Source organism: Paraburkholderia sp. RL18-085-BIA-A (assembly GCF_046027075.1).
Classification (GTDB): Bacteria; Pseudomonadota; Gammaproteobacteria; order Burkholderiales; family Burkholderiaceae; genus Paraburkholderia.
This window is the reverse complement of the sequence record NZ_JARESU010000017.1, coordinates 17,518-29,841: the sequence shown is the minus strand read 5'-3', so window position 1 is coordinate 29,841 and position 12,324 is coordinate 17,518. Positions and strand designations below refer to the sequence as shown.

Sequence of the window (12,324 nt, the reverse complement as noted above, 5' to 3'; positions counted from 1 at the left end):
CTTTCAAACTGACGTTTAACGCAGCGACGCAGCGAGCCGCGCGAAGGTCGGTTCGTCGGTGCGATCGAAAGCCAGCGGCGTGACCGACACGCGGCCCGACGCCACCACGGCCGTTTCGCTATCGGGATCGTTCGCGCGCGCGCCGCGCTGAAAGCGCAGCCAGTGATAAGCCATGCCGCGCGGGTCGACCTGCGGCAACACGTCGATGTCTTCGACGAGTCCTACGCCTTGCCGGGTCGGCGTGAGCGGACCGGCGGCCGCCGCGTCGACATCAGGGAAATTGATGTTCAGGCAGGTCGGCACCGCGTGCTCGATGGCGAGCAACTGGCGGATCACGCCCGGCGCGAGCGTGCGCGCGGTGTCCCAGCGCACTTTCTCGCGCGCGCTGAAGGTCTGGCTCAGCGCGAACGACGGCAACCCGAGCAGCAGGCCCGTCATCGCCGCGCCCACCGTGCCCGAAAACATCGTCTCGACGCCGAGGTTTCCGCCGCGATTGATGCCGGAAAGAACCAGCGTGGGCGGCGCGTCGCGCATCAGATGGCGCACGCCCATCACGACGCAATCGCCGGGCGTGCCTGTCACGCCGAAACGCCGGTCGCCCTGGCGGCTCACGCGCAACGGCGAATGCAGGCTGATCGAATGCGACGTGCCGCTCTGATCGTGCTCGGGCGCGACCACCCAGACTTCGTGCGCGAGTTCGGCGGCGACGGCTTCGAGCACGGCGAGGCCGGGCGCGTCGATACCGTCGTCGTTCGTCAACAGTACTCGCGGCACTTTGGATTCGTAGGTGGACATTGCGACAAGCTCCTCTCGGTGGGTAGGCAGATGGAAGGCTCATTATCGAGCTATCGGCGTCGCGTGTCGTGAACGGCGCGATCGGCGCACATTCCTTCCCGATTTCCACCGGGTGGACAAGCTTTACTGGATACTTTTAAAATTGGAAAAAACTATTTGCGGTTAAAGCAATAATCTCGGAATCAATTGGCAAAACCTTACATTAAGCTGGCATTTGTTTCTATCGAAATTACATGCAATGGATAATTCCGTTCTTCCATGTAATGGAGTTTAAGGGAAAATGTATTCCGTATTGGAGTCGCCCGGCGGTATCGCCGTTAAATTGGCGGCTTGTGGCATACCTGCCAATTAACATGTTCCGTATTGAACTATTTCTTTATTTCGAGCGACCTGCCACTCCGCGACAGGAAATAATAGGAAATAAAAAAATCCACCTGAGTGGCAAAAACGCAACACCGCAATTAATTGAAAAACAGTCTTTCAATTTGTCCGCTATTCTCCGCCGCTCGATGGTATTCGCCATTCGAATCAGGAGATCAATTAATGAATAAATTCGTACTGTCGAGCCTCTCGCTCGCTCTCATCGGCGCCGCGGGTGCCGCTCATGCACAAAGCTCGGTCACGCTGTATGGCCTGATCGACACCGGTCTGACCTATACCAACAACTCCGGTGGTCACAGCAACTTCCAGCAGGCCAGCGGCATTCTGAACGGCAACCGCTGGGGCCTGCGCGGCTCGGAAGATCTGGGCAACGGCCTGAAGGCGATCTTCGTACTGGAGAACGGTTTCAATCTGTCGACCGGCAAGCTCGGTCAGAACAGCCGCATGTTCGGCCGCCAGTCGTTCGTCGGTCTGTCGAGCAATCAGTACGGCGCAGTGACGCTGGGTCGCCAGTACGACAGCGTGGTCGACTATCTCGGCCCGCTCTCGCTGAACGGCACGCAATACGGCGGCACGCTCGCCTCGCACCCGTACGACAATGACAACCTGAACAACTCGGTGCGTATCAACAACGCGGTCAAGTATCAGAGCGTCAATTACGGCGGCTTCAAGCTCGGCGCGCTGTACGGTTTTTCGAATGCGGCAGGCGCTTTTGCCAACAGCCGCGCGTATAGCGTCGGCGCGTCGTACACGTTCGGCGGCCTGAACGTGGCGGCCGGTTATCTGCAACTGAACGGCGGCGGCTCGACCACCAACTCGGGCGGCGCGGTGGCCGCCGGCGACTCCACGTTCACGGCGGCGCGTCAGCGCACCTATGGCGCGGGCGCCAGCTACGCGTTCGGCGCGGCGAACGTCGGCCTGCTATTCACGCAGACGCAACTGACTGACGCGAGCGCGATCGGCTCCACGGCCTCGGGCACGACAAGCGGCCTGACGCTCAACGGCGGCAGCGCGCGTTTCACGAACTATGAAGTGAACGGCCGCTACGCAATCACGCCGGCGTTGACGGTGTCGGGCGCTTACACGTTCACCGACGCGAGCCTGAACGGCGCGAGCCCGAAGTACAACCAGGTCACGTTGCAGACCGACTACGCGTTGTCCAAGCGTACCGATGTGTACGCTGAAGCCGCGTATCAGCATGTCGGCAGCACGGGCAACTCGGGCGTCACGGCCGACCTCCTCGGCGTAAGCGCTTCGTCAACCGACACGCAGGTGGTCGGCACGGTCGGTATCCGTCACCGCTTCTAAGCGGACGCTCTGGCGGCTCGCTGCAGAAAGGCCCGCATTTCGCGGGCTTTTTCCGCTTGCGCCGCTTTTTTTCTCTGGGCGCAGTACCATGCAGACTGCTTCGTGCGCGAGCGCCGGCCAGTCTGCAAGCGGCTTTTATCTGCGAATGACTGAATCGGCCTCGCACGCAATCCATCACCATGTGCCGGATGAGCCGCCATGCAGATAGAACCGTTTGAGATCGCGATTCCCGACCATGCCATCGACGATCTGCGCCGCCGGATTCGCGCGACGCGCTGGGCGCCGGTCACACCGTCGCCCGCGTGGCAGCAGGGTGCGGACTATGCGTGGCTGCGCGAACTCGCCGCATACTGGGCCGATCATTTCGACTGGCGCGCAGCCGAACGCAAGCTGAATCAGCAGCCGCAATTCATTGCCGACGTCGACGGTCAGCGCGTGCACTTCGTGCGTCGACGCGGGGAGGGCATTGCGCCTTATCCGCTGGTGATCACACATGGCTGGCCCGGCTCGTTCTTCGAGTTCCATGCGCTGCTCGACCAGCTCTGCGACCCGGCCGCGTTCGGTGCCGATCCCGCCGATGCGTTCGATGTCGTCGCTCCGTCTCTGCCTGGCTTCGCGTTTTCACCGGCGCCCGCGCGGCCCGGCACATCCGCGTTTCAGGTGGCGGACTTGTGGATGTCGCTGATGCGCGGTCTCGGCTACGAGCGCTTCGGCGCCCAGGGCGGCGATCTGGGTGCGGGTGTGTCGGTCGCGCTCGCCGCGCGGCATCCGCACGTCGTCGCAGGCATTCATCTCAACTTCCTGCCCGGTTCGTATGAGCCCGCGATCGGCGCGGCCCAACAACCGCTCACATCCGCAGAGGAAAAATTCCTGCTCGACAGGAGCGACTGGGTCGCGCTCGAAGGCGGCTATGCGCACATGCACAGCACCAAGCCGCAGACCGTCGCCGCATCGCTCAATGATTCGCCGGTGGGACTCGCGGCGTGGATCGGAGAAAAATTTCGTGCATGGAGCGACTGCGAAGGCGACATCGAACGGGTATTCTCGAAAGACGAACTCCTCACCAACATTTCGCTCTACTGGCACACGCAGTGCATCGGTTCGTCGATGCAGATGTACTGGGAAAACCGTTTGCAGCCGATGCGCTTCGCGGATGGCCAGCGCGTCGCGCCACCGGTCGGCTACGCGCATTTTCCGAAGGAGTTGAGTCATCCGCCGCGCAGCTGGCTCGAAAGAACCTTCGACGTGACGCAATGGACCGACATGCCGAGCGGCGGACATTTCGCGGCGATGGAGAAACCGGGCTTGCTCGCGACCGAGATACGCCGGTTTTTCAGGCCGCTACGGCAACACGCACAGAACGAGGGCTAGCCGCGCAATGCGTTCACGGTACGGCGCGTTGTCGATGCATCCGCGTCGCAAGCTGGAACCGATGCACGACACCCACCTGCAAGCCGCGCGCATGCGCGAACGTACCGCAACCCGCGCGCCGAATTTCTTTTCCCACGTGGCGTCGGCAATTCGACACGGCACAATACGAGCGGCAATCATCCCGCACGATCACGCGACGCGGTTGCTTCATCCCTGCAAGCTCTCGACGCGAGGCTCACAGCATGACTGCATCCATCACGCTGGTTCTGTTCGATATGGAAGGCGTCCTCTCGCACTACGACCGCGCGGCACGCGTCGATCGACTGGCGGCGATCACGGGCCGCACGGCGCAGGCGGTGCGTCATGCGATCTGGGGTTCGGGCCTCGAAGCGCGTGCCGACGCCGGCCTGATCGGCGATGACGAATATCTGCGCGAACTCGGTGCGCTGCTGAACTATCCCGTCAGCCGCGACGACTGGCTCGCGGCGCGTCTTGCGTCGATCACGCCCAATGAGTCCGTGCTCGCGCTCGCAGCTCAAGTCGCCGAACGTCACCGTATCGCGATACTGACGAACAATTGCCGCTTGCTGACTGATCACATCGGCTATCTGAATCCGCCTGTGGCTCGCCTGTTCGGCACGAACGTTTATTCGTCGGCCGCGTTCGGCGCGGCGAAGCCGGCGGCGCAAACTTATCTTCGCTGTCTCGAACAGCTCGGCGCGCCTGCGGCCGAAACGCTTTTCGTCGACGATACCGAGAGCAATGTGAGTGGCGCGATCGATGCGGGCCTTCAAGGATACAAGTTCGTCAGCGCGGCTCATCTGCTGGATGAGTTGCAGCGCCGCGGACTGCTGTAGGGGATCGGTCGCGATGCGGCGTTGCATCAGCATCGGCATTCGCAACCCCACTCGCGCCCAGCTACACCCACACCAAAAAAACTTGACGCCGCCCGCCGACCGCCTATAGTTCACCATATGGTGAAGTCTCCAGTCAGTCAACTCGATCGCACGTTTTCCGCTCTCGTGGACCCCACGCGGCGCGCCATACTCGCGCGTCTCGCGAGTGAGCCCGGCCTGTCGGTGACGGAAATCGCGCGTCCACTACCGCTCAAGCTGCCGGCGGTCATGAAGCATCTCGACGTGCTGAGCGACGCCGGTCTGATCGCCCGCACCAAGAGCGGCCGAACGGTTTCGGTCGAACTCGTTGCCGGTCCGATGGAAGAGGCGATGACGTGGCTCAGGCGCTACGAGCGCTTCTGGTCCGCGAGTCTCGACCGGCTTGCCGATTTTGTCGAAGGAGAACAGGAATGATCAAAGAGAAGCCCAGCCTGACGATCGTGCGGCGCCTCAAGGCGCCACCGTCCAGGGTCTACGCGGCATGGACGCGCCCCGAGTTGATGGCGCGCTGGTGGGGCCCCGACGCGGGGCCGGTGCTGAGCGCGCAAGCCGATCCGCGCGTGGGCGGGCACTTTCGCGTGGTGTTCCAGTCGCTCGACGGCGAAACGCACGACTGCCGCGGCGAATACCGCGAGGTCGAGGTGGATCGCAAGCTCGTCTTTACGTGGGAATGGGTCACGATGCCCGAACGGCGCTCTCTCGTGACGATCCGCCTGCGTGCGACCGAAGAGGGCACCGAGATGACTTTCACGCACTCGCAGTTCTTCGACGAAGCCGCGCGCGACGGTCATCAGGCCGGCTGGAGCGGGGCGTTCGAGAAGCTGGACGGTTTGATGGCCGAGTTGGCAAGCGCGCAGGAGTGAAGCGCGTTCCGAGGATTTCAACGCATACCGAGGTCGAACATGAAGCTGTACTATGCTGAAACGCTGGCGCCCAGGAAGGCTTGCGCGGTGGCGGGTTATTTAGGGTTGCCAATCGACTATGTGTTCGTCGATCTGCGTAATGGCGAGCAAACGAGGCCCGAGTACCTCGCGATCAATCCGAACGGCAAGGTGCCAAGCCTTGTCGACGGTGAGAGAAATCTGTGGGAGGCCGATGCGATCATCTGCCATCTCGCGCAACGCGCGGAATCCGCTCTCTGGCCTCGAAGCGTGCCGCAGCAGATCGACGTGGTGCGCTGGATGAGCTGGAACAGCCAGCATTTCTACCGCCATGCCGGATCGCTTTACTTCGAGTATCTGGTCAAGCCGTGGGTCGGCATGGGAGAGCCGGATCCGTCGAAGGTCGCTGAAGCGCAGGGATTTTTTCGCAAGCATGCGGGCGTGCTCGACCAGCACCTGAAGGGGCGCAAGTGGCTGCTCGGCGACGACCTGTCGGTCGCCGACTTCTCAGTCGCGGTGGCGCTCCCGTATGCGAAGAGCGCAGCAATGCCGCTCGACGAATTCCCGCAAGTGCAGCGCTGGCACGATCAGCTGAACGCGTTCGAAGCCTGGCGCAATCCGTTTCCGGCGCGGCCTGCGCAAAGAGCGGCGCACGCGTGAAGGACAGGTCATGTGCTGCGCGATCGTTGCGCTGACGATGACGCTGCTGGCCGGGTGGCGAAGCGTGTCGGACACACTCGGCGGGCGCGCGGGCCGTCTGCGGCGGATCGCAATCGTGGTCATCGCGATCGGCGCCGCCGCCGGGTCCGCGATGGCTGCGGATCAATTTGCGGCGGCGGGTGAAGGAGCGCCGTCGCTGGTCACGCGGCTGGTCGGCGTGCCTGTCTGCGGGCATTTCATCCGATAGTGGTTTTTTCCGCGCCGTAGCGCGTTGTATCTCGCTGTAACCTTCGGGTGCGCGAGCGGGCGCGTGCATGGCGCACGGCGCACTGTGGACGCGCCGTGCCGGATTGCCGTATCGTACGAGATCATGGGTTTGTTCGCGGATCGAGGGTACGGTATGGCACTTTCGTTAAAAGCCGATGGATCGCATGCCGGCAGACGTCGCTTTTTGCGCACGGCGGGCAGCGCCGCGATCGGCGTGCCGGTTTCGCTTGCGCTGACGCGGGTCGCAGCGGCGCAAACGCAAGCTCAAGGTCAAGCGCAAACCCACGAGCAAACCCAACCCGCCATGACGGCGCCGCCGCGCATCGCGCGACGCGTGATTCCCTCGACTGGCGAACTTTTGCCGGTGGTAGGCTGCGGCACCTGGCGCACCTTCGATGTCGGCGACGATCCCGCCGCCCGCGCGCAACTCGCCGAGGTGCTGCGCATCCTGTTCGAAGCGGGCGGTTCAGTGATCGACTCTTCGCCGATGTATGGATCATCGGAAGCCGTCGCCGGAGCGTTGCTCACGCAGCTCGACGCGCACGCAAAAGCCTTCGTTGCCACCAAGGTGTGGACCGAAGGACGCGACGCGGGCATCGCGCAGATGGAAGAATCGCTGCGCCGCTTCCAGCAACCGCGCATCGATCTGATGCAGGTGCATAACCTGCTCGACTGGCGCACGCAGCTCGCCACGTTGCGCGACTGGAAGGCGCGCGGCCGGATTCGCTATATCGGCATCACGCATTACACGTCCAGCGCATTCGATGAAGTTGTGGCCGTGATGCGCAGCGAAAAGCCCGACTTCGTGCAGATCAACTATGCCGCCGACGATCGGGCCGCCGAAGATCGCATCCTGCCGCTCGCGGCGGAGTTGCGGATCGGCGTGGTGGTCAATCAGCCGTTTGGCGGCGGCGGTTTGCTGGCACGTGTCGGCAAATCGCCGTTGCCCGGGTGGGCGGCGGAAATCGGCTGTACGAGCTGGGCGCAGGTTCTGCTGAAGTTCGTGCTCGCGCATCCGGCGGTGACGGTCGTGATTCCCGGCACGGGCCGTCCGCAGTACATGGCCGACAACGTGCGGGCCGGCTCGGGCCCGCTGCCCGATCAGGCGATGCGCGCGCGGATCGTCGCGGCGATGCATGGTTAGCGATTTGTTCGGCGCTCTGACAGGTGAAAAATCAGGCGTTGATTCGGATGACACGCTGATCTCGCGTTCAGCGGCGAAAATGGCGTTTCCGCAGCGTCTCTCGGTCGGAAACGTCCGTTGGCGTCGGGCCGCGCTCGCGGTTGTCAGCTCTTGTCGGTGGGATCGCGTTTGAAGCCGGTCAGCATCGCACCGATCAGATTGTCACGCGTCCAGATGCTCATGACGACGGCCGCGAGGATATGGACGCACACGCAGACTTGCAGTGCGATTGACAGACCCGTGTGAAGGTTATGTGGCCAGTCTTCGCCCCAGAAGGCGTCGACGCGCATCAGCCAGCCGCTTGCTGCCAGTGCGAGAATCAGCAGCCAGAGTGCGAGTGCCATCAGGCCGCCGAGCGGATTGTGCGACAGATGGTGCAGTGGCTTGCCGGCGGCCAGCGAGCGCACGTAGTCTTTCAGATGCTCTGGTGTCGGCCACCAGGCGGAGAATCGCGCGTACGACGTGCCGATAAACCCCCACATGACGCGACACGCAACGAGGCCCGCAGCGATATATCCGAGTACCCGATGCGCCTGATCAGTCGGCCCGAACAGATTCCACACGACTATGCCGGCGACGGTCCAGTGCGTGAACCGCACGCCCGTGTCCCAGGTTTTGACGGGCATCGCGTGCGCCGGGCGTTAGTCAATCTCAGACTTCACGTTGGCAAGCGTCTTGGTGTCGTAGTAGATCTCGACCTTTTTGCCTTCTTTGTTATGGCCGTAGATTTCGTAGCAGTTGCCGTCGACCTTGAACTTCTTGATCTTATAGCCCTCTGCTTCGAGCTGAGCGCGCGCATCCGATTCCTTCATCCACTCGCTCTTCGGATGGACCGGGCAATCGGCTTTAGCGAACGCCGTGCTGGAAACACCCAATGCGACACATAACGCCAGGAATACATCTGTCGCCTCATGTGCGGTTTGTCGAGCGCCTACTCTACGTCCAGCCAGATTGAATCGCAAGCTTGTTGTAGGCTTTTTTAAATAAAGCTGGAGAGTATCCAATCGCCGCTGTATCGATGCGGCGTTGCACTCACTGTCGTCATCGGACCGGGTTCGACAGGCTGCCGCAGTCGACGATCGCAAAGAAATATTTGTGCTGGCGGATGTCCATGGGAGAGGCCTAACGCATGCCCCAAGCCATTCCGTGTTCCGGGGTCGAATGGACCGCGCTTATCAGGTCGGCGGTGGTCGTTGCGATCGCACTCGTTCGACAGTAGGTATAGGTACCCGGTGTCGCAAAATCGTGATGAGCGGCACGTCGGTCCGTCGTCAGAGATCGGCGGTGGAAAGCGTTATCCGTTCGCCAGTGGCCGGCAACGATTTCGGCTCCACAACCTGCAAAAGCCGGCGCTTACCAAGCTCGAAGGCAAGCATGAGTTGTTTCGGGGTCTCGTTTGCAGCGCCGAGTTTTTCGCAAACCGTTTCAGCAGGGATCGCAAAGGCGCAGTATCCCCAACCGAAGCCGTAGGGCCGAAAACCATACTGTCGAGTCGACGGAAAGGAGAGGTGCCGTCAGGTTTGTACAGGGTTGGTCCATGGCTGACACTTCCTTGGCCGATAGGGTGGATTCTGATTTTTTCACGGCGAACTTACAAAAATCCTATTCCTTGGGCCTCCGTGGCGAGTCGCTCGCGGGTGCCGCTGTCCGCCAGGTTGACCAGCGCTTGACGCCCGTCCTCGCGAGCGGCGTCCTCAACCGGGAAGGTTCTCTCACTGAATGCAATGAGCTTGAATCCGCTCCCCCTTGCGCGCGGTACAGTGATGCCCCAATGCCAGCCTCCGCCTTGCTCAAAGACATGCAAAACAGGGGCGGGTGGCGCATCAGCCTGAGAAGTCGTCATGGCTCATTCTCCCCTCATATTGCGGCCGCGGGCGCACGGTTGCAGACGCCCTGTTTTTAGTCTACAGGTATTTTGCTGCGCCGCAATATCTCGACCGTGGTAAAAATGTCAAATCATGGCGCGTCACAATTTTGAAAAGATTCGCCCCGCGTGGACTTGTGCGAACATGAGTTGACGAGCTTTTGATCTGACATGATTCACGGGGACTCCATGGCTAGCCATTCGCTCATCTGGGCAGCAGTGCCGCACAACGGTGACGGCGTCGTCTTCCAGGTTCGTATTGTCCACGGACTTCAACGTTTCCACGTAACGCGCCGCGTGCTCGAGGATGTGTTCGATCTCGAACCAGCAGCTTCGGACGCGAAACAACTCGAACACTTCTATTTGTATCTTCATCGCATTCTGGCTCAAGCCGGCACGAAGCGTTCGATCGCCAGTTCGGGCACGGTCCCACTTCGGGCAACCGATTTCACTTCGACGAGCAAGGAGCAACGCGGGTCAAGTCAGCATGCAGTGGCGCGAAGTGCGGCCTGAGCAACGGTGTTGAAGAGGGCGTCAGTCAAATTGATGTGGCACATAGGCGGCGCGTGGAGCGAGCCGGACGATTACCGCCTCGCCCTGCGTTCGACCCGTCCCTCGGCGAATCCATGAAAGTGAAGATTACCAATCGCGCTCGCCCAGGCGATGACCCAGCAGGTTGCGCGAGCCTTTTCAACGGCCGAATCTGCGCGCATAAGACGGCTCGTCGCGATACGCAGGCGAGCAAACGCGTATTCCCTGCGCGCACATTCCCGACGCGGAGCGAGCATGTCTTCACACCGTTGACAAGAAGAAGGAGCGAAAGAACCGTAGCCAGGTAGAACGCGGTTAGCGCCTGATAATGCCAAGGATAGTCGAGCGGCAGCGTGCGCGTCCAGGTGGGACTTTCGCGAAGGGCGATGACGGCCTGACTTCGGTCGTTCGGTCTCTCGCGCGCCGAAGATCCGCCAGGGGGCTACGGAAATTCGGCCTGGGTCGGCAGCCCCGCTTAGACGCGCTGAGCTCGTACTTCCGGATTCGGCGAGAAGCGCCGTCGCCCGAAGCGTTCGTAAGGACGCTTGAACGTCGCTACGACTTTGACAACTGACATACGAGCCTCGAAGGTCGCTGTCGCATGACGATCCCCAGTTGCTTGTGGAGATCGTCATGTGACCGCATTCCCGAGCGTCACGCGAAGGCGCGATTCGGTTCAGGTCAAATGTGGATGGCAAAACCCGCGTCGTCCGGTTCTTCACGTGCGCAGCGGACGCAAACCCGCGCGAACCTCTTCGGCAAATAGCTGCGGCTGTTCCCACGCCGCGAAGTGACCGCCTTTGTCGAGCCTGTTGTAATGGATGAGGTTGTGATACGCACGCTCGGTCCAGCTTCGCGGCGCCTGATAGTTCTCGCGTGGGAACACGCTCACGGCAGCGGGGACGGACACATCGGCGGCCGCGAGGAAGTTGAAGTGCGACTCCCAATAGAAGCGCGCTGCGGAAACGCCCGTGTTCGTGAACCAGTAGAGCGTGATGTCGTCTAGCACGTCGTCGCGCGTCATCGCGCCGGAGGACTCTCCGTTTACCGTGTGCCCATATACGGCCGAGGTCAATGCTGCCGCTGGCTGCGTATATCCATCGCCGTGATCGAGTAGCCACGCTGCCAGTCCAATTGGCGAGTCCGCCAGCCCGTAGAGCGTTTGCGGGCGTGTGCCCATTTCCAGCGCGTATGCGCGTCGCTTTCGGGCCGCACTGCTGAGCTGGTCGTACGCGTGCTTTTCGTCGTCGGACAGCCCCGCGGGTGGCGGATCGCCGGCCTGGAGGGCCTTTACGATGTCCGCGGGAATGGTAGCCGGAAAGTTGACGTGAATGCCGAGTAGTTCAGGGGGCGCCTGTTTGCCCATCACATTGCAGACCACCCCGCCCAGATCGCCGCCTTGCGCCGCAAACTTCTCGTATCCAAGGCGCTTCATGAGTACGACCCACGCGCGCGCAGTGCGCTCTGGACCCCAGCCGGTCCCGGCCGGTTTGCCTGAAAATCCATAGCCCGGCAATGACGGAATGACCAGATTAAAAGCGTCCGACGCGCTTGCGCCATATGCTGTTGGATCGGTCAACGGACCGATGATCTTGAACTGCTCGATGACTGAACCGGGCCACCCGTGCGTGACGATGAGCGGCATCGCATTTTCGTGCATTGATCGAATGTGAATGAAGTGGATATCCAGCCCATCGATCTCGGTGACGAAATTCGGCAGTGCATTGAGTTTCGCCTCGACCTTGCGCCAGTCGTAATCGCTCGACCAGTGACGCGCCAACTCCTGCATCATCGCAAGCGGTACGCCTTGCGAGTCATCGGTGACGGTTTCGCGCTCAGGCCATCGAGTCGCCTTGATGCGTCGCCGCAAGTCGACAAGCTGCGCTTCAGGCACGTGCACACGAAGCGGACGAATCGCGGCCTTGTCGCCTCCCGTCGCCGTGGCAACTTCAGCAATCGCTTGCTTCGTATCTGCAAAGGCGAACTGACTTAGCGAGCCCGCAGCAACGGTCGCGGCTGCCACGCTAACGAAGCGGCGCCGCGACGGTGAATAGAGGGAGTTGTTGTCTGACATAAGTTTTCCAATCGGCAAAGGAGCAGGGTTTCAAATTAATGGCAACGTGTTCTCACGAACCGATAGGGCATTCTGCGCAGGGTCCTCCCGGAGTGGGCACATTGAAACGCAAG

General features: G+C 61.6%; 14 protein-coding genes. 9 read left to right on the top strand and 5 right to left on the bottom strand.

All coding sequences use genetic code 11. From position 1 onward, the window contains the following. Positions 1 to 15: 15 nt before the first annotated feature. A complete protein-coding gene (gene surE, locus P0D89_RS14520; protein WP_408357769.1) occupies positions 16 to 795 on the bottom strand; it encodes a 5'/3'-nucleotidase SurE in 780 nt (259 codons plus the stop codon). Positions 796 to 1,338: 543 nt separating this feature from the next. Here surE and P0D89_RS14515 point away from each other — a divergent pair. The 8 genes from P0D89_RS14515 (at position 1,339) to P0D89_RS14480 (ending at position 7,703) form a co-directional block, all read left to right on the top strand. Then, the gene (locus P0D89_RS14515) at positions 1,339 to 2,484 is read left to right on the top strand and encodes a porin (protein WP_408357770.1); all 1,146 of its coding nucleotides are present in this window, start codon (positions 1,339 to 1,341) and stop codon (positions 2,482 to 2,484) included. Positions 2,485 to 2,682: 198 nt separating this feature from the next. After that, entirely contained in the window at positions 2,683 to 3,855 is a 1,173-nt protein-coding gene (locus P0D89_RS14510; RefSeq protein ID WP_408376799.1) for an epoxide hydrolase family protein, read from the top strand. 242 nt (positions 3,856 to 4,097) lie between these two features. After that, positions 4,098 to 4,712, top strand: coding sequence for an HAD family hydrolase (locus P0D89_RS14505; protein WP_408357772.1), 615 nt, complete (start codon positions 4,098 to 4,100; stop codon positions 4,710 to 4,712). A 117-nt stretch (positions 4,713 to 4,829) separates the two neighbouring features. Further along, positions 4,830 to 5,165: an ArsR/SmtB family transcription factor gene (locus P0D89_RS14500; RefSeq protein ID WP_408233305.1), complete on the top strand. Its 336-nt coding sequence runs from the start codon at positions 4,830 to 4,832 to the stop codon at positions 5,163 to 5,165. Beyond that, positions 5,162 to 5,614, top strand: coding sequence for an SRPBCC family protein (locus P0D89_RS14495; protein WP_408376798.1), 453 nt, complete (start codon positions 5,162 to 5,164; stop codon positions 5,612 to 5,614). The genes P0D89_RS14500 and P0D89_RS14495 overlap by 4 nt, the downstream gene beginning before the upstream one ends. Before the next feature lie 39 nt (positions 5,615 to 5,653). After that, positions 5,654 to 6,292, top strand: a complete 639-nt coding sequence (locus P0D89_RS14490) for a glutathione S-transferase family protein (protein ID WP_408357774.1) — start codon at positions 5,654 to 5,656, stop codon at positions 6,290 to 6,292. 10 nt (positions 6,293 to 6,302) lie between these two features. After that, positions 6,303 to 6,539 (top strand): hypothetical protein, encoded by a 237-nt coding sequence (locus tag P0D89_RS14485; protein WP_408357775.1) that lies wholly within the window; start codon positions 6,303 to 6,305, stop codon positions 6,537 to 6,539. A 153-nt stretch (positions 6,540 to 6,692) separates the two neighbouring features. Then, on the top strand, positions 6,693 to 7,703 hold the full coding sequence (locus P0D89_RS14480) for an aldo/keto reductase (protein ID WP_408376797.1): 1,011 nt from the start codon (positions 6,693 to 6,695) through the stop codon (positions 7,701 to 7,703). A gap of 143 nt (positions 7,704 to 7,846) precedes the next feature. Here the strand turns inward: P0D89_RS14480 and P0D89_RS14475 are convergent, their stop codons facing one another. The 3 genes from P0D89_RS14475 to P0D89_RS14465 form a co-directional block, all read right to left on the bottom strand. Then, on the bottom strand, positions 7,847 to 8,368 hold the full coding sequence (locus tag P0D89_RS14475; protein WP_408357777.1) for a cytochrome b/b6 domain-containing protein: 522 nt from the start codon (positions 8,366 to 8,368) through the stop codon (positions 7,847 to 7,849). Between the two features lie 15 nt (positions 8,369 to 8,383). Continuing rightward, on the bottom strand, positions 8,384 to 8,635 hold the full coding sequence (locus P0D89_RS14470; protein WP_408376883.1) for a PepSY domain-containing protein: 252 nt from the start codon (positions 8,633 to 8,635) through the stop codon (positions 8,384 to 8,386). A gap of 698 nt (positions 8,636 to 9,333) precedes the next feature. Continuing rightward, positions 9,334 to 9,585, bottom strand: coding sequence for a hypothetical protein (locus P0D89_RS14465; RefSeq protein ID WP_408357780.1), 252 nt, complete (start codon positions 9,583 to 9,585; stop codon positions 9,334 to 9,336). Positions 9,586 to 9,795: 210 nt separating this feature from the next. Between P0D89_RS14465 and P0D89_RS14460 the strand changes: the two genes are divergently transcribed. Further along, positions 9,796 to 10,119 (top strand): hypothetical protein, encoded by a 324-nt coding sequence (locus P0D89_RS14460; protein ID WP_408357781.1) that lies wholly within the window; start codon positions 9,796 to 9,798, stop codon positions 10,117 to 10,119. Positions 10,120 to 10,855: 736 nt separating this feature from the next. On the opposite strand, the gene P0D89_RS14455 is transcribed toward P0D89_RS14460, so the two are convergent. Continuing rightward, a complete protein-coding gene (locus P0D89_RS14455) occupies positions 10,856 to 12,211 on the bottom strand; it encodes an epoxide hydrolase family protein (RefSeq protein ID WP_408376796.1) in 1,356 nt (451 codons plus the stop codon). Positions 12,212 to 12,324: the final 113 nt, after the last annotated feature.